Origin of the sequence: Paracoccus zhejiangensis (assembly GCF_002847445.1) — a bacterium.
Classification (GTDB): Bacteria; Pseudomonadota; Alphaproteobacteria; order Rhodobacterales; family Rhodobacteraceae; genus Paracoccus; species Paracoccus zhejiangensis.
On the sequence record NZ_CP025430.1, the window covers coordinates 3,425,674 to 3,446,914 of the forward strand.

At 63.6% G+C, this 21,241-nt stretch carries 19 protein-coding genes; 6 read left to right on the top strand and 13 right to left on the bottom strand.

What is annotated here, in order from left to right; genetic code table 11:
* Nucleotides 1–38: 38 nt before the first annotated feature.
* Nucleotides 39–1,760, bottom strand: a complete 1,722-nt coding sequence (locus tag CX676_RS16615; protein WP_198590229.1) for a cation:proton antiporter — start codon at nt 1,758–1,760, stop codon at nt 39–41.
* Nucleotides 1,760–2,014 carry a helix-turn-helix domain-containing protein gene (locus tag CX676_RS16620; RefSeq protein ID WP_101753551.1) on the bottom strand — a complete coding sequence of 85 codons (255 nt, stop codon included), beginning with the start codon at nt 2,012–2,014 and terminating at the stop codon, nt 1,760–1,762. The genes CX676_RS16615 and CX676_RS16620 overlap by 1 nt, the downstream gene beginning before the upstream one ends.
* Nucleotides 2,015–2,143: 129 nt before the next feature.
* Between CX676_RS16620 and CX676_RS16625 the strand changes: the two genes are divergently transcribed.
* Entirely contained in the window at nt 2,144–3,007 is an 864-nt protein-coding gene (locus CX676_RS16625; RefSeq protein WP_101753552.1) for a universal stress protein, read from the top strand.
* Between the two features lie 313 nt (nt 3,008–3,320).
* Here the strand turns inward: CX676_RS16625 and CX676_RS16635 are convergent, their stop codons facing one another.
* Nucleotides 3,321–3,653: a hypothetical protein gene (locus tag CX676_RS16635; protein WP_157935980.1), complete on the bottom strand. Its 333-nt coding sequence runs from the start codon at nt 3,651–3,653 to the stop codon at nt 3,321–3,323.
* A gap of 829 nt (nt 3,654–4,482) precedes the next feature.
* A complete protein-coding gene (locus CX676_RS16640; protein WP_101753555.1) occupies nt 4,483–4,824 on the bottom strand; it encodes a hypothetical protein in 342 nt (113 codons plus the stop codon).
* Between the two features lie 644 nt (nt 4,825–5,468).
* Between CX676_RS16640 and CX676_RS23030 the strand changes: the two genes are divergently transcribed.
* From CX676_RS23030 to CX676_RS16655, 4 genes are all read left to right on the top strand, one after another.
* Nucleotides 5,469–5,741 carry a hypothetical protein gene (locus CX676_RS23030; protein ID WP_232816496.1) on the top strand — a complete coding sequence of 91 codons (273 nt, stop codon included), beginning with the start codon at nt 5,469–5,471 and terminating at the stop codon, nt 5,739–5,741.
* A complete protein-coding gene (locus tag CX676_RS23035; protein WP_232816497.1) occupies nt 5,738–6,247 on the top strand; it encodes a Fic family protein in 510 nt (169 codons plus the stop codon). Before CX676_RS23030 ends, CX676_RS23035 begins: the two co-directional genes overlap by 4 nt.
* A 117-nt stretch (nt 6,248–6,364) precedes the next feature.
* Nucleotides 6,365–7,570 (top strand): IS256 family transposase, encoded by a 1,206-nt coding sequence (locus CX676_RS16650; RefSeq protein ID WP_101752090.1) that lies wholly within the window; start codon nt 6,365–6,367, stop codon nt 7,568–7,570.
* An 81-nt stretch (nt 7,571–7,651) separates the two neighbouring features.
* Entirely contained in the window at nt 7,652–8,035 is a 384-nt protein-coding gene (locus tag CX676_RS16655) for a winged helix-turn-helix transcriptional regulator (protein ID WP_232816498.1), read from the top strand.
* 296 nt (nt 8,036–8,331) lie between these two features.
* Here the strand turns inward: CX676_RS16655 and CX676_RS16660 are convergent, their stop codons facing one another.
* The 9 genes from CX676_RS16660 to CX676_RS16700 form a co-directional block, all read right to left on the bottom strand.
* Complete coding sequence (locus tag CX676_RS16660) at nt 8,332–8,616, bottom strand: hypothetical protein (RefSeq protein WP_101753556.1); 285 nt, start codon at nt 8,614–8,616, stop codon at nt 8,332–8,334.
* A gap of 224 nt (nt 8,617–8,840) precedes the next feature.
* Nucleotides 8,841–10,853 carry a putative 2-aminoethylphosphonate ABC transporter permease subunit gene (locus CX676_RS16665; RefSeq protein ID WP_101753557.1) on the bottom strand — a complete coding sequence of 671 codons (2,013 nt, stop codon included), beginning with the start codon at nt 10,851–10,853 and terminating at the stop codon, nt 8,841–8,843.
* Between the two features lie 3 nt (nt 10,854–10,856).
* The gene (locus CX676_RS16670; protein WP_232816499.1) at nt 10,857–11,981 is read right to left on the bottom strand and encodes a putative 2-aminoethylphosphonate ABC transporter ATP-binding protein; all 1,125 of its coding nucleotides are present in this window, start codon (nt 11,979–11,981) and stop codon (nt 10,857–10,859) included.
* Nucleotides 11,982–12,042: 61 nt separating this feature from the next.
* Nucleotides 12,043–13,062 carry a putative 2-aminoethylphosphonate ABC transporter substrate-binding protein gene (locus tag CX676_RS16675; RefSeq protein WP_101753558.1) on the bottom strand — a complete coding sequence of 340 codons (1,020 nt, stop codon included), beginning with the start codon at nt 13,060–13,062 and terminating at the stop codon, nt 12,043–12,045.
* Between the two features lie 204 nt (nt 13,063–13,266).
* Complete coding sequence (locus CX676_RS16680) at nt 13,267–14,103, bottom strand: EamA family transporter (protein WP_198590230.1); 837 nt, start codon at nt 14,101–14,103, stop codon at nt 13,267–13,269.
* 87 nt (nt 14,104–14,190) lie between these two features.
* Complete coding sequence (gene phnY, locus CX676_RS16685) at nt 14,191–15,648, bottom strand: phosphonoacetaldehyde dehydrogenase (protein WP_101754398.1); 1,458 nt, start codon at nt 15,646–15,648, stop codon at nt 14,191–14,193.
* Nucleotides 15,649–15,650: 2 nt separating this feature from the next.
* Nucleotides 15,651–16,901, bottom strand: coding sequence for a phosphonoacetate hydrolase (gene phnA / locus CX676_RS16690; RefSeq protein ID WP_101754400.1), 1,251 nt, complete (start codon nt 16,899–16,901; stop codon nt 15,651–15,653).
* Nucleotides 16,902–16,933: 32 nt separating this feature from the next.
* Nucleotides 16,934–18,121, bottom strand: a complete 1,188-nt coding sequence (locus CX676_RS16695; protein WP_198590231.1) for a 2-aminoethylphosphonate--pyruvate transaminase — start codon at nt 18,119–18,121, stop codon at nt 16,934–16,936.
* 94 nt (nt 18,122–18,215) lie between these two features.
* Nucleotides 18,216–19,877: a Na/Pi cotransporter family protein gene (locus CX676_RS16700; RefSeq protein WP_101753559.1), complete on the bottom strand. Its 1,662-nt coding sequence runs from the start codon at nt 19,875–19,877 to the stop codon at nt 18,216–18,218.
* A gap of 99 nt (nt 19,878–19,976) precedes the next feature.
* Here CX676_RS16700 and CX676_RS16705 point away from each other — a divergent pair, with 99 nt between their 5' ends.
* Nucleotides 19,977–20,843 (top strand): LysR substrate-binding domain-containing protein, encoded by an 867-nt coding sequence (locus CX676_RS16705; protein WP_101753560.1) that lies wholly within the window; start codon nt 19,977–19,979, stop codon nt 20,841–20,843.
* Nucleotides 20,844–21,241 lie beyond the last annotated feature (398 nt).

Sequence of the window (21,241 nt, forward strand, 5' to 3'; positions counted from 1 at the left end):
TCCCGCCAACATGCCCGGGTTTCGAAGAGATTACGCGATCACGATGCCTGTTTCTCTTCCGTTTCGATGGACGGGATCTCGGTCCGCTCTTCCTCCCGTGCGCCGCAGAGCAGGTCCACCGCACGGTCGGCCGCATCCTGAAACGGCTCCAGAACCATGTCCGCGCCGGAGGCGAAGAGTTCCTCGGTGTCCTTGGGGTGGTGAGACGCGACGGCCACCCGCCCGCGGAAACCTGAGGTGCGGGTCAGCTGGATCAGCGTCGTGCGCGTGTCCTCGTGGCTGAGGCCGGTCGGGTGAATCGGCACGGTGGAGACGATCCATTCCGACCGCGACAACGGAAGCTCGGCCACGAATTCCGGATCGGTCGCGTCGCCGAACTCGGTCTCCAGCCCCAGTTCCCGCCAGCGCCGGACCGCGAGTGGGTTGAAGTCGACCCCAAGCACCCTGATGCCGCGCTTCTTCAGCCGCATCCCGATGGCGGTGCCGAACCGCCCCAGCCCGAAGACGATCACCTTGTAGCCGTCCTCGCGATGCGCCCCGGCCTCGGACGGCTCGCGCGGTGTGCCCTTGCGTTCGAACACGCCGAGCAGCGGCTCGAACACGGGATAGAGTTGATGCGAATAGGTGATCGTGTAGGTCGAGGCGGCGATGGTCACGAGCCCGACCATGGTGACGAGGCCGAGCGCGTCTTCCTGCACATGGCCGAGCGACACGCCCATGGCCACGAAGATCAGGGAGAACTCGCTGATCTGCGCCACCGTCAGGCCCGCGAGGAAACCGGTGCGCTTGCGGTAGCCCATCGCCCCCATGATCGCGAGCACGATGAGCGGGTTGCCGATCAGCACGAAGAGCGAGAACATGATCGCCCCGGTCACATGCGCGCCAAGGAGGGAAAGATCGAGCGCGGAGCCGAGCGCGATGAAGAAGAACAGCAGCAGGAAATCGCGCAGCGGCGCCAGCCGTGCCGCGATCGTCTCGCGGTAAGGTGTGGAGGCCAGCGCGACGCCGGCCAGGAGGCCGCCCACCTCCTTGCCCAGCCCCACGATGTCGCCCGCCGCCGCGAACATGGCCGCCATGGCGATGGCGAAGATCACGAGAAGCTCGGGCGCGCGCGCCAGCCGCTCCGTCAGCGGATTGGCGACGTAGCGCACGAAGAGGACGACCAGCGCCACCATCGCCACGCCCGAGGCCAGGACCAGCGGGACCGACCCGCCGCCATGGCCGCCATCCCCGGTGCCGATGCCAATGGCTGACAGCACGATCATCGCCAGCACGACGACGAGATCCTGCACGATCAGGAAACCCAGCGCGATCTGGCCGTGCAGGCTGTCGATCTCGCGCTTGTCCGACAAAAGCTTCACGATGATGATCGTGGAGGAGAAGGTCAGCGCCACGGCAACATACAGGCTGGTGACGTGCCCCAGTCCCAACGCCAGCCCGATCAGGTAGCCGAAGACAGACGTGAACGCGACCTGGCCGAGGCCGGTGAGAAGCGAGACCGCCCCGAGGGAACGGATGAGCTTCACGTCGAGCTTGATGCCGACGAGGAACAGGAGGACTGCAATACCGAGCTCGGACAACAGGCTAATCTGCTCGTCAGATCGCACCAGGTCCAGCGCCGAGGGCCCCGCGATCAGGCCGACCGCGATGAAGCTGACGATCAGCGGCTGGCGCAGGATGATCCCGAGAAAGCCTACCACCGCCGCCAGAACGAGCAGTGCAGCGATCTCCGCGAACGGCGACTGAACAATTACTTCCATCAATTCTTCTGTTCCTTCGTCTTTTGTGCCGCTGCCTCCTCCGGAGACGTTTTCGTGCCGCCGTTTGGCCTGGCGGCGGGCCGCGTCGCGTGACCTTCCAGGAAGGCGTCGAGGTCCTCCGGGCCGATCCGCCATCCCTTGCCGATATCGATCGCCCGGAGCTCGCCGTCCTTGATCCAGCGGCGTACGGTGACCTCGTTGACCTGCAGGAGGTCCGCGACCTCCTTGACGGTCCGATATTGCTCGCGTGACATGCTAGCGCCTTTTCACCGAGTTTGGCTTAATATAGCGTATTATAGGATAGCTGAGCTGATTCAGACAGAGCCGGATGCGTCGCACCGCATCGCTCACAAACGCGAGGCCATGGCCGGGGACAGGAGACGATGAAGAATCTCATGGTGGCCACGGACTTTTCGGAGCGGTCGGATCGGGCGCTGCGGCGCGCGACCCTTCTGGCCCGCCAGTTCCAAGCCACCATGCTGCTGGTCCACGTTGTCGACGACGATCAACCGCGCCGGATCGTGGACGCCGAGCGCGACGAGGCCACCAAGTTGCTTCGCCAGATGGCCGCCACGCTGCGGGACGTGGACGGCGTAACCTGCGAGACGCGGGTCATCCTCGCGTCCCCATTCGTCGGCATCGCCCAAGCCGTGGCGGACGCGACGCCTGACCTTCTCGTCATCGGCCCGCATCGACGCCAGGTGCTCAGGGACGTGTTCGTCGGCACCACGGCAGAGCGGACGATCCGGTCGGTAGATTGTCCGGTCCTGATGGTGAATGCTACGCCAGCCGGGCAGTATCGGCATGTGCTGCAGACGACCGATCTGTCCGACGGCTCGCGCGAGGCGTTGCTCTGGTTCCAGACGTTGGGGCTTGCCGACCATGCCCGGACGTCGCTGCTACATATCTTTGATGCTCCTGCGCTCCGTCTTGTCTTCAGCCATTCGATCCCGAAGGACGATCAGAAGCACTACCTCGAAGATGAACAGCGTGACGCTTCTCGCGATCTCGCTCGCTTCCTCTCCTCGACAGATCTGGGACGTCTGCGGCAGATCGTGCGCTACGAGGCGGCGCCAGCGCCGCACGAAATCCTGAAGGCGGCCGGTGAAGAGCACGCGGACCTGATCGTGATGTCGACGCATGGCCGAAGCGGGCTGGCCAAGATGCTCATCGGAAGCGTCACAGAGCAGGTGCTCAGAATAGCGCAGATCGACATCCTCGCCATTCCGCCGCAACGCGCCGACTGAGCCACGCGTCGGCTTTGGTAACGGCGAGGGCGGGTCGCAGGTCAGTCATCGAGCGCCAGCCAGATCTGACGGGCGACCGCCCGCGGTCCGCGGAGCGCCTCCCGCAAGGTCATCAGGCGTTGTTCGAGGGGCGGCGAAGCGCCGCCTTGCTCGGAGCTATGGGCCTCGAAGAGAACCCTACGTTCCCCGTCTACCTCCACAAGGGACCACGTCTCATGCCGAGATACGCCACCTTCGCCGACCGATCGTTCATGCAGCGTCCTGATGCGGGTCAGCGAACGGGGAGGCATGTGGAATTGTTTTCCGCCGCCTGTCATGTCCCGAGCAGCGGATTGCCGAAGATCACCGCGAGCAGGTTGCCGACCTGGATCCCCAGCAGATGCAGGAAGATCGCCTCCATGAACGCCATCGACCAAACCCGTCTGGCGAACATGCCGTCATAGTAGGACCAGACAACGGCGACGATGTAGGAAACGCCGTTGAGCTTGAGGTTGGCTTCAGGATCCTCGCCGAGAAGCAGATAGAGCGCGGTTCCAAGCAGAACGCCACGCCACACCAGCGCGCCGGTGGTCCAAAGCGTTTCCGCGTTAATCCCGGTTCGCTGGAGGCGCTTTGAGAGACAGCGTGAGTGCGTCGTCGTGGTCATATTTGATCGTTACCACAACGCGCCGAAGGACTCCACGCTATCGGTGACCCGTAAGACATGACACACGCGGGTGACGCGGGCAGCGCAGATGCCCGTTCCAAGGTTACGCGGAAGTGGTGTTCAACTTGCATAAATTGCCGGAAACGATTTTGGCCGCGCGAATCCAGATATCCTGGTGAGCCGGGCCCCCGCCCGGGCTTTGCAGCACTTTATCGGCTAAGGCGACTCAACCGGGGGTCATTCGGCCAGCGTTCGGAACCTGCGGTCCATTTGGCACGAATGGGCAGCGGGTCTGGGCCGGCTGCGAGAGAGTGCGGGTTTCTGCACTTGCCAACTTGTCTTGGCTGGTGACGGTCAGTTTAAGTTCAGGCGGCCATGCTCCACATCGGAAATCCAAACCGGAAGCCACTGTTCCGATGATGTCCGGTTTCGAAGGATGGCCACGAGCATCTTGCGCTTAAAACGAATGGCCGGAAACCACCCTCTTATGCAGGTCGCGCGATGTTCGGCGGCGCGGTCTTACCGGAATGTCCGCTTCGACGCTCTAGCAAGGTTCCATTCGCGCTTGCAGCGAATGTCTCCGTCCCGCCCAACACGTCTATGCAGCGGTAGCATTTGGTCTGCAGAACGCAGCCGCAGCGAAAGCCCGCTCCGTCCCGCATTGCTGCCGCCCGCCTCACGAAAATGCTGCACCAGCGGTCGAACGGCCGGTTCGGTGAAAGCAACATTGCGGCATCCCGAAATCGCGAAGGGCAGGATTGGGCCGGGTACGGCGCACAGTGGTGTGTTCTCCCTGTGTCGCGAGTTCGCACTGACTGCTCGGCGTCTCCTACTTTCGCCATCTTCGCGCAGATCTTGCGAATGCGGTTTCCAGCGCCTCGGGCCCGCATTGCGAAAGGTAGTCGTAGTCGAACACGACATGCTTGTGTGTTGCGAACTGGTCTGCCCGCATTCGTGCGAAGGCTTCGGTGATGAAGGGGTGTTTTGCGGCCCCGGCCTGCGAGATGCGACCGATCTCGACCGTGGCCAGCAATTCCATCTCGATAGCTTTGAAGACCAGGTTTCCGGCATCGTTGCGGGATGCGACGAAGGTGGCGGGCGAGACCAGCTCATAATCGCAAAGCATGTTGGCCGCGGTGATGCCCACGCACCCATGCAGGTCGAGGTTCATCAACGCGAGGCCAAGATCGTCAGCAGTATGTAAGGGGAAGGCGGCGATCCTCCGTGATGTTGGCGAGCGATTCCGATAGCATATCACGTCTGCCAGGACGTCTCTGCAGCTTCGTGGGGGCTGTGGAACCTGGGCCCTTAGTTTGCTTCCCAAGGGGCCGGGCGCCGCAATACTTCGACCATCTCCGGCACCGGCGCTGCTGGAGCCTCCAGGGCAGCAAGAAATGCCGTGAGCCCCTCGGTGCCCATTAGTATCCGCCCTGGAGGGGTCAGCATGTCTGCGGAAGCAGGAGAATTGGTGTATGATGTCGCCATCTTTTCGACGGCGCCGTCGCAGTCCGAAGTACCTGCCGGAAGGGTGTATTTTGTGTTTCTGACCATGTGGCACACTATTCGCAGCCTTGGAGGACTCGCAACGGCGCAAGGCTTCTGGCGGCGTTCTTGGGCCAGGTTGCGGTTCGGCCGTCCTAGGGAGGTCTGCTCCGGTGTGCGATATCCTTGAGAGGTATATCGCAGGTCGTGCAGGTTGTGGACCTGCTACGGACAGAAGAGGGTGAGCCTATTTAAGGTGGCTTATGTTAGCACTGTCGTTATTTAATCTTGGCTGACATTGCTTAAATAGGACTCGGGTGCCATGATCGCCCCATGACCGATTCCGAACCTGATCAACGCCTTGGCCGCTTTGTCGAGACCCCCGTCGCGGGTGAGATCGTGCGCGCCTTTGTCCCGCCGCCCCTGCCGCCGAACCCGCAGATCGATGTGCTGGCGCTTCTCGAGCGGTTGAGCCTCGCCGAGCGTGCGCTGGGGCGGCTGGACGGCATTACCATGCTGCTGCCGCGCCAGGAACTGTTCCTTTACATGTATTACGCAAGGAGGCGGTGCTGTCGTCCCAGATCGAGGGGACGCAATCCACGTTGACCGACCTGCTGCGGTTCGAAACCGAGGCGCAGGCGGGGGAACCGATCGACGACATCCGTGAGGTGTCGAACTACGTAGATGCAATGATGTACGGGCTGGAGCGGCTGGAGGAACTGCCGCTGTCCCTGCGCCTGATCCGCGAGATGCATGCGCGGCTGTTGCACAGTGGACGAGGCGGCACGAAAAGCCCCGGTGAGTTCCGCCGTTCGCAGAACTGGATCGGCGGCTCGCGTCCCGGAAACGCGCTCTATGTGCCGCCGCCCGTTACCGAGCTCGGTGCCTGTCTCGACGCGCTGGAGCGCTTCATGCACGAGGACGAAACGCGGCTCCCGGCGCTGATCAAGGCCGGGCTGCTGCATGTCCGGTTCGAGACCATCCACCCGTTCCTAGATGGCAACGGCCGTATCGGCCGCCTGCTGGTGACGCTGTACCTTTGCGTCAACGGGGTGCTGCGCAAGCCGCTGCTTTACCTCAGCCTCTATCTGAAGACACATCGGGCCGGTTAGCGTCCGCGGACGTGGTGTAATTTCTACGCCTTCATCGGTGTAATCCCGGGTGGCCATCGAGGTGTATGGTCGAGGTGGAGTTTCGACGCTTCAACCACGAACCTTACGGAGACCCCGATGACCAAGACCAACATGGACCTGTCCGAGCTTCTGGCCAAGCATGATCAGGGCGATTTCCTGCGCGGCATTGCCGAGGCCGTTCTTCAGCTGATCATGGAGAGTGATGTCGACGGCCTGATCGGCGCCGGCCGGCATGAACGCAGCGGCGAACGCACGACCTGGCGCAACGGGTATCGAGAGCGCGCTCTCGATACCCGTTTGGGCACGCTGAACCTGCGGGTGCCGAAGCTCCGGAAGGGCAGCTATTTCCCCGGCTTCCTCGAAGCCCGGAAGACCTCGGAACAGGCGCTGGTCGCGGTGATCCAGGAAGCCTGGATCGGTGGCGTCTCGACCCGTCGCGTCGACGAGTTGGTGCAGGCCATGGGGCTGTCGGGCATCTCCAAGAGCACCGTGTCCAAGCTGTGCAAGGACATCGACGAAAGGGTCGGCGAGTTCCTGAACCGGCCGCTGACCGGCGATTGGCCCTATCTCTGGCTGGATGCCACCTATCTGAAGGTCCGGCAGGGCGGCCGTATCGTGCCGGTGGCGGCGATAATCGCCGTGGCCGCGAACACCGAGGGGCGCAGGGAAATCATCGGTCTGGGCATCGGTCCTTCTGAGGCCGAAACCTTCTGGACAGAGTTCCTGCGCTCGCTGAAGGCGCGCGGCCTCGGTGGGGTCCGCTTGGTCATCAGCGACGCCCACACCGGTCTCAAGGCCGCCATCGCCCGGGTGTTCGAAGCGACGTGGCAGCGGTGCCGCGTTCACTGGATGCGCAATGCCCTCGCTCATGTTTCGCGCGGCCAGCACACCGTCATCGCAGCCGCGATCCGGCAGGCCTTCGACCAGCCCGACCGTGCCCATGCCGGCGAAACCTGGCGCAAGGTGGCCGAGCAGTTGCGCCCGAGATGGCCAAAGCTGGCCGACCTCATGGACGAAAGCGAGCACGATGTGCTGGCCTACATGTCCTTCCCTCGCCAGCACCGCACCAAACTGCACTCGACCAACCCGATCGAGCGTCTGAACAAGGAAGTGAAACGCCGCGCCGACGTCGTCGGGATCTTCCCCAACGAGGCCTCCATCATGCGCCTGATCGGTGCCGTCCTCTTCGAACAAAACGACGAGTGGCAGACTGCAAGCCGCTACATGATGGTCGAGGCCTTCGCCCAGATCGACAAGGAGGAGATCGATCCCATTCTTAGCATCACAACGAAAGCCGCCTAATCATGCCCTCAGGCCATCCGAGAAATTACACCACCTTGACGGACGTGACCTCGGGCCGACTATTACCGGCTGCTTCAGGAGGTGCGCGAGCATGGCAATTGGGAGGCCTGGCTGGATTTCTTCCTTGCCGGGGTGGCTGAGACGGCGAACCAGGCGTTCGAGGCCGCGACCAGGATCGTCGACCTGTTCAAGGAAGACCGCGAGCGCATCACGACAGAGAGCGACCGTGCCGGATCGGCGCTTCGCATCCATGACCTTTTCCAGCAGAACCCGTTCCTGACTTCCAACCAACTGGTCCGGCAGACAGGCCTGTCGGCCCCGACAGTCAATGCCGCCCTGGCCGATCTGGAGAAGATGGGTATCATTGACGAAATCACCGGGCGCAAGCGGGGGCGGGTGTTCAGCTACCGCCGCTATCTTGCGATCCTTAGCGAAGGGACTGATCCTTTGCCGGCGGGTGTCTGATCTGTCCATTCCCAAAGAGCTAAAGAAAATCAGGCAGCGTTGAGGTGCTGGCGATCGAAACGCGAAACGTGGGTGAAAAGGTCGCATCCGGGTTCGGATTGTCGTCTACGCTGCTGCGCGAAAGACCTCGCTATGGAGCGATGTTTCCGTCTGCAGCAGCATGGCGTGAAGAGAATAGGGCGGTCGCAAGTAAAGATGGTTGCTTGTCCCCGCAACCATACTTTCTTGCAAGATATCAATGGCTTAGGCAGAAGCAGAGCGCCCCACGGGGCGCTTTTTAGTTGCCTAACAGGCACCTACAGCAGCTGCGCCGCCGCGCTGCAGAGCGTGATCGACACACCGTCTGCGGCCTCAGGGTCCCCCATGACGCGGATCTCGCCCAACAGGTCCTTCAGCAGCGCGTTCGTGGCCACCATCTGGTCACTGCCGGTCAGCAGGCTCTCCAGCCGCTCGACCTGCGCCCGATAGATCGTCTCAAGCTCAGCATGGGTCGGGACATGCTGGACCGCCGGTTCGGTGAGCTTGGCGATCTCCGCACGCAGTGCATCGCGCTCGTCCTCACGTGCTGTCAGGCGGGCCATGTCGTTGTTTCACGGGGTGTGGGCTGCTGGTGATCTTGCCCACCCGCGAGTAAAGAGCCTTCAGAAATCTACCGCATCTGTCAAATGTCGATGTCTTACGCCGAAATCAGTCCGGCCGAGTCGTCCCCGATACCGAAACAGGGCGCATTGCGATATGGGCCACAGACGATCAGGCCGCCTTTTCAGTTCCGTGATCAGCCACCGGCATCGCGTACCATCCCCGGTCAGGTCGATCTCACCCTCCACCTCTGCGTCGCAGCCAGCAGCCTCCGCGACAGCAGTGCGTGGAGCAGCCGGGCGGCGACATTGGTGTAGAAGATCATCATCCCCATCGCCGCCGCCGGGGCGATGTCGCCGGCGTCGTCCATGTTCAGCACCGCGATCGAGGCCAGCGCCGTGTGGGTCGAGTAGATGAAGACCACCGCCGAAACCGTCGTCATCGCGTTCACGAAGAGATAGATCATGATGTCGAGGATCGCCGGCAGGCAGATCGGCACCGTCACCCGGGTGAAGACCCGGTAGAAAGGCTGCCGCATCGAGGCTGCCACCGGCTCGAATTCGGCGTCGATCTGCTTCAGTGCGGTCAGTCCGGTCAGGTGGCCGACGGTGTAGAAATGGGTCACCGTCGACAGAACCAGGATCGCCATGGTGCCATAGATGGCGTTCAGCGGATTGGCCGGGTTGTTGAAGAAGAAGATATAGGCGAGACCAAGCACCATCCCCGGCACCGCCATCGGCAGCATGGCGAGGAACTGGAACAGCCCCCGGCCAAAGCGGAACCCGTCGATCTTCTCGACCATATAGGCGCCGGTGAAGACGATCACCGTGCCAAGGACCGCGGTCAGCCCGGCCAGGGTGATAGAGTTCCAATAGGCCCCCCAGCCACCGCCATCCATCCGGTCAAAGGCATAGTTGCCAAGGCTCAGCGACATGTCATAGGGCCAGAGCTTGACCAGCGCCGCCAGCTGGCAGGTGCCGATGATGGCGAGGATGAAGAGGGCGATCAGGCCGCACCAGCCGAGGCAGGCCAGATCGAAGGCGGCATTGGGCTTGGGCTGATAGGGCACCGATTTCGCCGTCAGCAGCGAGACCTGTTTCTTCTGCACCTGCCGGTCAACCAGGAAGGCAAGCACCGCCGGTATCAGAAGCAGCACCGAGACCACCGCGCCCATCTCGAAATTCTGCTGGCCGATCACCTGCTTGTAGATGTCGATGGCCAAGACGCTGTATTGCCCGCCGATGACCTTGGGCAGGCCGAAATCGGTGATGACCAGCGTGAAGGTGACGAAGGCTGCCGAGATCAGGCCATAGCGCGCACCGGGCAGCGTCACCGTAAGGAAGGTCCGCAAGGGCGAGGCGCGCAGCGAATCCGCGGCCTCGTATTGCCGCTGGTCCGAGATCGCCAGCGCCGTCGAGATGATGATGAGCGCATGCGGGAAGGTGAAGAAGACCGAGCCGATCACGATCCCCAGCGGGCCATAGATCGACTGGCCCATCAGCAGCCCTTTCAGCAAGCCCTGATTGCCGAAGAGATAGATCAGCCCGATCCCCGGCAGCAGCGAGGGCACGAGGATCGGCATCATCGCGATCAGCTTCATCGCGCCCTTGAAGCGCATGCAGCTGCGGTTCAGCGCATAGGCAAAGCCAAAGGCCAGAAGCACCGTCAGGACCGTGCTGACCGAGGCGATGAAGAGCGAGTTGAAGATCGAGCGTGACAGCGCCGGGTTCGAGAAATAGGCGGTGTAGTTCTGAATGCCAGTGCTGGTCGCCGGCAGCAGGCTGACCCGGCGAAAGCTGTTGCTGTCATATTGCACCCAGTCCTGCGAGGCGACGCGCTCCAGCCCCACCAGCCAGCTGGTGCCGGGCTCGGTGGCGCGGATGCGGTAGGTGACCGGGCTGCGAAAGCTGAAATCGGCGAAGAGATCGGGGGCGGGCAGGCGGCCTTCCGATGTGCTGTGCAGATCATCGGGACCAAGCCGGCTGGTCTCTTGGTTCAGGTCAAAGGCGCTGGTGATCGGGCCGAAGCTGGTGCCGCTGTCATCGCTGACCTGAAATTCATAGCGGGTCAGGTCGAAGGAATAGGTGACGAAAGATTTCGACAGCATGGTGTAGAGCGGCAGCGCCAGCGCCACGACCAGATAGAGCGCGATGACCAGCATCAACCCGCGCTTGATCGCGCCATCGCGGTCGATCTGAAGGCTGAGGGCGCGGCCGGCGGGCAGGGTGGAGGCGGTCATCGCTCAGCCCTCGCACGGGAAGACGAGGATGCGCTCGGACGGCAGTTCTACGGCCATGCCGCAGCCGGGCTGCAGATTGAAACGGCGCACCGCATTGATCGAGAAATTCGCCAGCAGCGGCGTGTCGCCCAGTTCGGGACTATGCAGATGGGCGCGCCAGAACGATCCCAGAAACTCCATCGCGATGATCGTCACCGGCAGGTGGTTGGGCAGGGTGGCGGTCTCCTCGTCCAGCGCATGGGGCAGCACATCCTCGGGGCGGATGGCGACGACGACCTGCTGTCCCTCGCGCGCGCCCTGTGTCGCGGTTTGCAGCGTGGTGCCGCCGATGGTGATGGCGCCGCCGCGATAAGTGCTGCGCACGCGGTTGGTCTCGCCGATGAAATCGGCCACGAACAGCGAGGCTGGCTGGCGATAGATCTCGGTGGGCGTGCCGACCTGCTCGACGACGCCGTGATTCATCACCACGATGCGGTCGGCCATGGCCAGCGCCTCTTCCTGGTCATGGGTGACCATGATGGTGGTGACGCCCAGCTTGCGCTGCAATTCCTTGATCTCGTGGCGCAGATGCACGCGTACCTTGGCATCCAGCGCCGAGAGCGGCTCGTCCAGAAGCAGAAGCCCCGGATTGATGGCGATGGCGCGGGCGAGCGCGATGCGCTGCTGCTGACCGCCGGAAAGCTGGGCGGGATAGTTGCCGGCGCGGTCGGGCAGACCGACCAGTTCCAGCAATTCGCTCACCCTCTGCGCGATCTCGGCCTTGGGACGGCCGGTGTTTTCCAGCCCGAAGGCGATGTTGCGGGCAACCGTGAGGTTCGGGAACAGCGCATAGGACTGGAACACGATCCCATAGTCGCGTTTGGAGGCCGGCAGCCGCGAGATGTCGCGCCCGGCTTGATGGATGGTGCCGCTGGTCTGCGGGTCAAGCCCGGCGATGGCGCGCAGCAGCGTGGTCTTGCCGCAGCCCGAAGGCCCGAGGAAACAGATGAACTCACCCTTGGCCATGCTGAGCGAGACATCGCGGAGCGCGATGAACTCTCCATAGGCCTTCCAAAGATTCTCGATGCAGAGATAGGCGTCCGGCACCACCGGCATGTGGGGGTCGCGGGTCTGGGTCATGGCATTCATGTCGCTGGTCCCTCAGGGGCGTGGGGGAGACCGGCCGTTGCCAGCCGGTCTCCTGCCGGGTTCACGATTTCGGTTCGGACTTGGATTCGTAGCGCTTGGACCATTCGGCCAGGATCGCCGCGCGGTTGTTGGCGGTCCATTCCAGGTCGTTCTTGATCATCGCGGCCTCGGTATTGGCCGGATAGTTGGGAACGGGCTGGGCGATGCCGGGCACGGCAAGGATGGCAAAACCCTCGTTATATTCTTTCATCGCCTCCGGGGTGATCGACCAGTCGATCAGGGTCTGCGCGGCTTCCTGCTTGTCGGTGCCGGCGACGATGGCCGAGGCCTCGATATCCCAACCGATGCCTTCCGAGGGGATCAGCACCTCGATCGGCGCGCCGTCGGATTTCGACTTGGCGCCACGGAAGGCGAAGGACACGCCGACCACGGTTTCGCCCGCCGCCGCCATCTTGCAGGGCTTCGAGCCCGAATGGGTATAGGCGGCGATATTGGCGTGCAGCCGGTCCATATAGTCCCAACCCTTTTCCTCGCCCCACATCTGCAGCCAGGACGAGACATCCATGAAGCCGGTGCCCGATGAGGCGGGGTTCGGCATCACCACATGCCCGGCATATTCGGGTTTGGTCAGGTCTTCCCAGCTGGTCGGCGCTGGCACGCCCAGCTTTTCACCCTCGACGGTGTTGTAGCAGACCGAGGCTTCCCAGACATCCATGCCGACCCAGGCCGGCGGCTCGTCACTGTCGCGATACCGCGGGTCCAGCGTCTCGACACCCTTGGGGGCATAGGGTTCCAGCATCCCCTCGGATTTCAGCAGCAGCAGCGACGACCCGGCGATGCCCCAGATCACGTCGGCCTGCGGGTTGTTCTTTTCGGCCAGAAGCTTGGCGGTGATGACGCCGAAGGAATCGCGCACCCAGTTGATCTTGATATCCGGGTGATCCTTGTTGAAGGCTTGCGCATAGCGATCCAGCAGGTCGGCTTCGAGACCGGTATAGACGGTCAGCTCGGTCTCGGCCTGCGCGCCCGCGGCCATGCAGGCCAGAAGGGCTGAGGTCTTGAAGGCGGTCTTGAGGTTCATCAGAATTTCCCTGTCGTTTATGAGGCCCGTTGGGGCATATTGCGCGCCGCTGCCCGGCCCGGGCTAAGCGCAGGGTGGTGAAGACGCCGGATTCTGTTGATCGTCATGCCCGGCTTTCCTTCCTTGAGAGTTTGAAGAGGTCCAACAATAAGTAAAATCTATTCTTTCGATGTAATGATTACTTGTATCGATAATATGACGCGTTCAGCTGACCGCGAGTGTGATGACCCCTGCCGCCACAACCGTCGCGGCGATCAGGCGGCCAATCACCGGGCGTTCCCCGAACAGGAAGATGCCGATCAGGGCAGCGAACACGACGCTTGATTCGCGCACGGCCGAGACCGCGCCAAGCGGCTCCAAGAGGTTGATATACAAGACGATTGCATAGGCAGAGACGGCCAGGACTCCGGCGCCGGCCCCTAGTGACAGCACGCGCAGGGGGATCGCGCCGCCGCCCCGGTGACGCGCGAGCGCGATGGCCAGCGGCACCGGAAATTCCAGCAGGAACAGCCAGCCGATATAGCCAAGGACGCTGCCGGAGACCCGCACGCCAAGACCGTCGGCGACCGAATAGGCAGCGATCAGGATGCCAAGGCCGATGGCATAGGTCACGCCACCGCGCGGCGCCGGCCCCGCACCCCGGCGCAGCGCCAGAATGCCCACCCCCAGCGAGACCAGAACCACCCCCAGCCATCCGGCGGGCGGCAGCGTCTCGCCGATCAGAACCGCCGCCGAAACCGCGACCAGAGCCGGGGCGATCCCGCGCGAGATCGGATAGACTTGGCTCAGGTCCCCGATGGAATAGGACCGGAACAGCAGCAGGTAATAGCCGTAATGCAGCGACGCCGAGGTCGCGATCATCGGCCAGCTTGCCGGCAGGGGCGCAGGCGCCAGCGCGATCAGTGCCAGCCCGGTCAGCGCATGGACCCCCGACACCGCCGCCAATACCCCGGCGCGGTCGTCCACCGCCTTGACCAGCGCGTTCCAACTTGCGTGCATCAGAGCGGCCAGAAGGACCAGCGATACCGAAAGAAGGCTCATCTTTGACTCACGCAGAACGGCTTTGACGCTGTGGATGGCGGGGCGGGCCGCAGCATTGACCCGCCCCCGTTCGCTCACCCGGGCCCCTCACCCCCAGGGCAGAGAGAACGTCTTGACGTTGGTGAAGCTTTTCATCGCCTCGATCACGCCTTCCTTATAGCCGTTGCCGCTGTCCTTGATGCCGCCGAATGGCGACATTTCGATGCGATAGCCGGGCACTTCCCAGATGTTCACCGTGCCCACCACCAGACCCGAGATGAAAGCCTGCATCCGCCGGTAGTCATTGGTGCAGACCCCCGAGGACAGGCCGAAGGGCGTCGAGTTCGAGATGCGCATGACCTCGGTATCGTCATCGGGCACGCGAACGATGGGGATGACCGGACCAAAGGTCTCGTCCATCACCAGTTCGCTTTCATGGTTTACATGATCGACCACAATGGGCGGCAGCAGCGCGCCCTGCCGGCCCGGGTGATAGAGGATCTTCGCCCCCTGCGCCTCGGCGTCGAGCACGCGGCGCTCGAAGGTCTCGGCGGCGCGGTCGTGGACGACGCAGCCGAGTTCCGTCGCCGGGTCCATCGGGTCGCCAAAGCGCAGCCTCTTGGCCCGCTCCAGCACCAACGGCACGAAACGGTCGGCGACGCTCTCCTGCACCAGGATGCGCTTGACCGCGGTGCAGCGTTGGCCCGAATTCTTGGTCGCCCCGGCCACGGCCAGATCGGCGGCCTTGGCCAGATCGGCATCCGACAGATCGTTCAGGATGATCAGCGGGTCATTGCCGCCCAGTTCCAGCACCTGCCGCTTGTAGACCGCCTTGGCCGCGATCATCTTGCCCACCGGCACGCCGCCGGTGAAGGTGATGAGGTCGAAATCGGCATTGGTGATCATCTCGTCGCCGATATCCTGCGGCCAGCCGGTCAGCACCGACAGCATCTCGGGCGGCAACCCGGCCTCGTAGATGGCATCGGCCAGCCACAATGCGGTCAGCGGCGTCAGTTCGGTCGGCTTCACCACGATGCAATTATTCGTGGCGATGGCCGGCGCGATCTTGTGGCTGACCATGTTCAGCGGGTGGTTGAAGGGGGTGATGGCCGAGATCGCCCGCAAGGGTTCGCGCAGGGTGAAGATCTTGCGGCTTTTGCCATGCGGGGTCAGGTCGCAGGAAAAGATCTCGCCATCGTCGAGAATGCATATCTGCCCGGCCAGCGTATAGACATCATAGGCCCGGCCGCATTCATACAGGGCATCGGCCAGCGAGATACCCAGTTCCGCGGTGATGATCGGCGCAAGCTCGGTCTTTCGGTCGTTGATGATCTGCGCCACGTTTAGCAGGATCTTCTGCCGCTCGTAGCGGGTCAGCGTCGGGCGATAGGCGGCGGCGATGGCAAAGGCCTCGCGCGCGTGTTCGGCCGTTCCGGCGGGCACGGTGCCGATCACCTCGCCCGACCAGGGGTAATGCACCGGAACGCGGTCCTTGGTCTGGACCTTGCGCCCGGCGATGCGCATGGCTTCGTGCCGCAGGGCGATGGGAGGGGATTTGTCCAGCATCATCACACCGCCGCCGCCACACAGGCATAAAGGAAGGCATCGAAGTTGCGCAGCACCGGCGCCGAGGGCAAGTCGATCGGACGGTTGACGATAAAGGGCACCACCTGCTCGGTCAGCCCGCCATGGCTGCGCAAGGGTTCCTTCAGCGCGGCAAGGTCGTGGCGGTGGGCGCTGGTGCCAAGGGTCATGTTCTCGCCCGAGATCATCACCAGATCGCCGATCCGGTCATCGGGCAGTTCGAAGCGTTCCACCGCCTCGGCCTTGTCCACCACCAGCGTCATGCCGGGGATGGCCGACAGCTCGGCGATGACCGCCGCCTGATCGACACCCTCGGGCAGATAGGCGGTGGCAAAGGAACCTAGCGCGCCGTGATGGACAACATAGGGATCGGTGATCGGCAGGATCACCCGCGCCTTGTCCTTGCCCAGCATCGCATCAAGCTTGTCCTGCACATAGATCACGGCGGGGCTGCCATCGGCCAGATGCTTGGGTTTCATACCGTGATCGGCCGTCACCACGATCGCCGCGCCAAGCGCGTCAAGCTGCGCCAGATAGCTGTCGAACATCCTGTAGAAGCTTTGCGCCTCGGCATCCTCGGGGGCGTATTTGTGCTGCACGTAATCGGTCGTGGTCAGATACATCACGTCCGGCTTCCACTCGGCCAAAAGCCGGACCCCGGCGGCAAAGACGAATTCCGACAGATCGGCCGAATAGACCTCGGGGACGGGGCGACCCAGCCAGGCGCTGGCATTGTCGATGCCGTTCTCGGCGACGGTGGCGGTATCGGATTTCTCGGATGAGAAGCAGATCGCCCGATCCTCGTCAAAGCGCAGCCCGGCCCCCAGCAGGGCGCGCAGCTTGTCCTTGGCGGTGACGACGGCCACGCGCGCGCCGGCCTCGTAGAAGCGGCTGAATACGGTCGGTGCGCGCAGGAAGCGCACATCGTTCATCATCACTTCCTTGCCGGTTTCGCGCTCGTAGAGGTAGTTGCCGCAGATGCCGTGGACGGCGGGCGGGCGCCCGGTCGCGATGGACAGGTTGTTGGGATTGGTGAAGGAGGGGATCACCGAATGGGCCAGCCGGTCGGTGCCGGTCTCGCGCATCCGCTTCAGCGTGGGCATCAGCCCCTTTTCGATGGCGACCTCGAGATAGGCGGGTTCGCAGCCGTCGAGGCAGATGGCGATGGCCGGGACCTTGGGCCAGGGATAGGCGCGGTCATTGGCGAGGACCGGGGCGCGGGAATGGGCGTTCATGTGGTTCGGTTCCATGTGAAGGAGGGAAGGGGTCAGGCGGCCAGCTTGGCGCGCTCGGCAATGGCGGCGGCGGGGGGCGCGGCATTGTCCACACCCATCTCGGTCAGGCTTTCGCCGGCAGCGCGAACCACCCGGCGCATGATCTCGGCATCCATGCGGCCGATGCAGCCGACGCGGAAACTGTCCACCACCGTCAGCTTGCCCGGATAGATGATGAAGCCCTTGGCCTTCATCAGCTCGTAGAAGCGCGAGAAATCAAAGTTCGGATGCGCCGGGTTGAAGAAGGTGACGATGATCGGCGACAGCCAGCGATCGGCCAGCAGGGTTTCAAAACCCAGTTCGCGCATCCCCGCCACCATCACATCGCGGTTCTGCGTATAGCGGGCACCACGGGCGGGCACGCCACCTTCTTCGGCGTGAAGGCGCAGCGCCTCGAGGAAGGCCGCGACCACATGGGTGGGCGGCGTAAAGCGCCACTGGCCGGACTTCACAAGCCCCTGCCATTGCGCGTGAACGTCGAGGCTGAGGGAATGGGCATTGCCCTTGGCCGGCTCGAGTGCCGATCTGCGGGCAATGACGAAGCCAAAGCCCGGCACGCCCTCGATGCATTTGTTGGCCGAGGAGACCATCGCGTCATAGCGGATCTGGTTCACGTCCAGTTCGACCGCGCCAAAGGCACTCATCGAGTCGATCAGCAGGCTGCGACCGCGCGCCGCGACTGCCTCGGCGATTTCGGCCACCGGGTTCAGGATGCCTGAAGAGGTTTCGCAATGGATGGCGATGACATGGGTGATCGCCGGATCGTCGTCCAGCGCGCGGCCCACCTCGTCACCGCGCGGGGGCAGGTAGTCGCCCTTGTCGATCAGCGTATAGGCCCGGCCCATCACCCGCAGCGTCTCTGCCGCGCGCAGCCCGTAGGCGCCATTGGCCAGCACCAGCGCCTTGCCGCCCTTCGGCACCATCGTGCCCAGCATCGCCTCGACCGAGAAGGAACCCGAGCCCTGCATCGGCACGCAGACAAACTCGCCGGCGGTATCTCCGGCCAGCGCCACCAGCTGATCGCAGAGCGAGCGGGTCATGGCGCGGAAATCGGCGTCCCAGGAGCCCCAGTCCCGCAGCATCGCCTGCTTCACGCTAAAGGCGGTGGTCAGTGGCCCCGGTGTCAGCAGAAACGGCTCTCCCATCTGCGGATCGGGGAAGGCGGCATCGGCGGTGGTCATGGCAATCCTCGTTGCAGTGTAACCCTTGTCTGGATGCAGATTTCCACGGGGTATGATATATGTAAAATCGTTATTTCAGATCAGATGATCGATTTTACTGATGAAGCATCATCTGCAGGCGCGACTCCAGCAGGTCGCCATTTTCGGTCAGGATCGGATAGGCGACCTTGACCAGCAGGGAATTGATTTCCTTCAGCGACCGGACCACTTCCAGGTGCAGGTCGCTGGTCTCGACACTGTCGGTCTGGCCGCTGCGCAGGCGCATCAGATGCCGGTCGTGGCTCTCGCGCTCCAACCGGCGCAGGACGGATTTCTCGGCCACCAGCTGCCGCGCGGTGGGCAGGTCGCCGCTGACCATCACATGCAGGGCCAGCTGCATGTTGGCCAGCACCCGGGCATGCATACGCGACAGCTCCTCCCAGCCCTCGGCCGAGAAGCGCAATTGCCGGCCGACCTTCTCATCGGCCTGTGCCAGCAGGTTCTTGGCAATGATATCGCCGATCGCCTCGAAATCGATGGCCATGCCGGTCAGTTCAAGCCCCCGCCGCGCCTCTTCATCGGTCAGGTTGGCGCGGTTCATCCGTGCGATGAATAGCTTGATGTCGGTATGGCGCTGGTTCACCTCGTCATCCATCGCGCGCAGCTGTGCGATCCGCTTGCTGTCGCCGCCCTCGAGCAGATCGGCGACCGGGCGCAGCATCGCCTCGACCGCCTCGGCCATGTGCAGCAACTCGCGCCGCACGCTGGCCAGCGCCAGTCGCGGCTGCGACAGCGCGAAAGGGTCCAGCGCGCTGCGATAGGCGGCGGCTTCGCCCGGCGTGTCGGGCGTCGGCCAGAGCCGCAGGGTCAGCCGGCCCATCGCCCCGGCAAGGGGCAGGGCAATGATCACCAGCGCGGCATTGAAGAGCACATGGAAATTGACCAGCTGCACCCCGGCACTCCCCCCCAGATGGTGCAGGGGTTGCGGCATGATCTGCAGCAGGATCAGCGCGATAACCGCGCCAAGCCCGCGGAAGATCAGGTTGCCCATCGGAATCCGCCGCTCGGGCAGGGCGGCCCCCCGCGTCAGCCATGCCGCGATCAGCGCGCCGCCCAGGTTGGCGCCCAGCACCATCGGCGCCGCCGCCTCGACCGGCAAGAGCCCACTGGCGGCGAAATTGGCGAACAGCAAGAGCGCCGCGACCGAGGAATGCAGCCCCCAGGCCAGCAGCGCCGCCAGCGCGAAGGCGGTCAGCGGATCGCCGCGAAGATAGGCGACAAGCTGCGGCAGGGCGGCGCTGTCACGCAGTGGTTCGGTCGCCTCGCCCACCATCCTGAGCGACAGAAGGATGAAGGCGATCCCCAGCAGAATGCGCCCGATCTGGCGGATCTGCCGGCTCTCGAATTTCAGGAACATGGTCGCGCCGGCCAGCAGCAGCACCGGGATCAGTTCGGACAGGTCGAAGGACAGGATCTTGACCACCAGCGCGGACCCCAAATCGGCCCCCAGCATCGCCGCGATGCCCGCCGTCACCCCGAGGATTCCCGAGGCGGCAAAGCCCACCGCCAGCACCCCCACCGCGGTCGAGCTTTGCAGCACCACTGCGAGCACCATCCCCGCCGCCGCGATCCCGGCCGTGCCGCCCCGCGCCTGCCGCAGGCTGCGACGCAATGATACCCCCCAGGCGCGTTCAACCCCGGTGCGGACCATGCGGACCGCCCAGAGCAGCAGCATCACCGCGGCGGCAAGGTGAAGCAGGATCAGAAAGGGATGCATGGCGCGACCTCCGGCTGGAAGGCCCCATGCAAGCGGCATTGCCATCCATAAATCAAATCGATAGTTTCAATGGTATCATAGAATCTACCGGGGTTTGTCATGCGCTATGTTCAACTGCGGGCCTTCCACTATGTCGCCACCTGCGGCGGCTTCTCGCGGGCGGCCGAGGAGTTGCTGCTAACCCAGCCCGCCATCTCGGATCAGGTGCGCAAGCTGGAAGAAGAATATGACGTGCTGCTGTTCAACCGGATGCGCAAGCAGGTAACACTGACCAGCGCCGGCGAGTCGCTGCTGCAGATCACCCGGCGGCTCTTTGATTGCGAACAGCAGGCGCTGGACCTGCTGTCAGAAAGCCGGGCGCTGCAATCGGGGCATCTGCGGGTCATCGCCGACAGTGCCCATCACCTGCTGCATATCCTCGCCCAGTTCCGCAAACGCTATCCCGGCGTGCGCATCTCGGTCCATGCGGGGAATACCCAGACCGTCGTCAGCAGCCTTTACAATTACGAGGCCGATCTGGGCATTCTCGGCGAGATGCCGACGCTGAAAAGCTTTGACTGCCAGCTGCTCAGTTCCTCGCCCATCATCGGCTTCGTGGCGCGCGGGCACCCCTTGGCCGAGGTCGGGCAATTGCGGCTGGACCAGCTGCCGGGCCATCCGCTGGTCCTGCGCGAGCGCGGGTCAAAGACCCGCACCAAGCTGGAGGTGGCGGCGCAGGCCTGCGGGGTCGAGCTTCAGCCCACCGTCGAGGCCGAGGGCCGCGAGGCCGTGCGCGAGATCGTCGCCTCGGGCGTCGGCATCGGCTTCGTGTCGCTGGCCGAGTTCAGCGAGGACAAGCGCCTGGTCCCGATCACGCTCACGCCCGAGGAAGACCTGATCATGGACGAGGCGCTGATCTGCCTGCAGGAGCGGCGCAATTCCAAGCTGGTCCATGCATTCTTCGACATCGCGCGGCGGTCGATCTGATCGGAGAGAGGGAACTGATTGAGGCATCAGCATCGGACAAGATAGTCTTCAGGAATATGCGCTCAGTGTGGGCGAAACAGCGTCAACTGTGAAGCTGAACAATGGCGGCATGTTACGGCTATTTCAGTTCGCTGTAATGCAAATCCTGTCGCAGTAACCAACACTAATTCGCCTATCCTATCAAAAGCCTCGGTGCTCGCGCCCAGGGCTTTTCTGTCGTTTGCGTGCCGCGTGATCCGGTGCAGCGGCTGGCCCGTTGCCAGGCGCAAAAGGCTCGCCAGCCCGCCATGCAGGTCGATGGTCATACCGTCTCCATTCGGGTCGGGCGCCAGCGCGATCCGCTCGACCAGCGCGCGCAAGGCCTCCTTCGCTTCTTCCATCCCCTCGGCATCCGACAA

Coding starts and splice junctions, on each gene's coding strand:
- CX676_RS16615 (WP_198590229.1), bottom strand. CDS start 1,760: ATGGAAGTAATTGTTCAGTCGCCGTTCGCGGAGATCGCTGCACTGCTC.
- CX676_RS16620 (WP_101753551.1), bottom strand. CDS start 2,014: ATGTCACGCGAGCAATATCGGACCGTCAAGGAGGTCGCGGACCTCCTG.
- CX676_RS16625 (WP_101753552.1), top strand. CDS start 2,144: ATGAAGAATCTCATGGTGGCCACGGACTTTTCGGAGCGGTCGGATCGG.
- CX676_RS16635 (WP_157935980.1), bottom strand. CDS start 3,653: ATGACCACGACGACGCACTCACGCTGTCTCTCAAAGCGCCTCCAGCGA.
- CX676_RS16640 (WP_101753555.1), bottom strand. CDS start 4,824: ATGAACCTCGACCTGCATGGGTGCGTGGGCATCACCGCGGCCAACATG.
- CX676_RS23030 (WP_232816496.1), top strand. CDS start 5,469: ATGACCGATTCCGAACCTGATCAACGCCTTGGCCGCTTTGTCGAGACC.
- CX676_RS16650 (WP_101752090.1), top strand. CDS start 6,365: ATGACCAAGACCAACATGGACCTGTCCGAGCTTCTGGCCAAGCATGAT.
- CX676_RS16660 (WP_101753556.1), bottom strand. CDS start 8,616: ATGGCCCGCCTGACAGCACGTGAGGACGAGCGCGATGCACTGCGTGCG.
- CX676_RS16665 (WP_101753557.1), bottom strand. CDS start 10,853: ATGACCGCCTCCACCCTGCCCGCCGGCCGCGCCCTCAGCCTTCAGATC.
- CX676_RS16670 (WP_232816499.1), bottom strand. CDS start 11,981: ATGAATGCCATGACCCAGACCCGCGACCCCCACATGCCGGTGGTGCCG.
- CX676_RS16675 (WP_101753558.1), bottom strand. CDS start 13,062: ATGAACCTCAAGACCGCCTTCAAGACCTCAGCCCTTCTGGCCTGCATG.
- CX676_RS16680 (WP_198590230.1), bottom strand. CDS start 14,103: ATGAGCCTTCTTTCGGTATCGCTGGTCCTTCTGGCCGCTCTGATGCAC.
- phnY (WP_101754398.1), bottom strand. CDS start 15,648: ATGCTGGACAAATCCCCTCCCATCGCCCTGCGGCACGAAGCCATGCGC.
- phnA (WP_101754400.1), bottom strand. CDS start 16,901: ATGAACGCCCATTCCCGCGCCCCGGTCCTCGCCAATGACCGCGCCTAT.
- CX676_RS16695 (WP_198590231.1), bottom strand. CDS start 18,121: ATGACCACCGCCGATGCCGCCTTCCCCGATCCGCAGATGGGAGAGCCG.
- CX676_RS16700 (WP_101753559.1), bottom strand. CDS start 19,877: ATGCATCCCTTTCTGATCCTGCTTCACCTTGCCGCCGCGGTGATGCTG.
- CX676_RS16705 (WP_101753560.1), top strand. CDS start 19,977: ATGCGCTATGTTCAACTGCGGGCCTTCCACTATGTCGCCACCTGCGGC.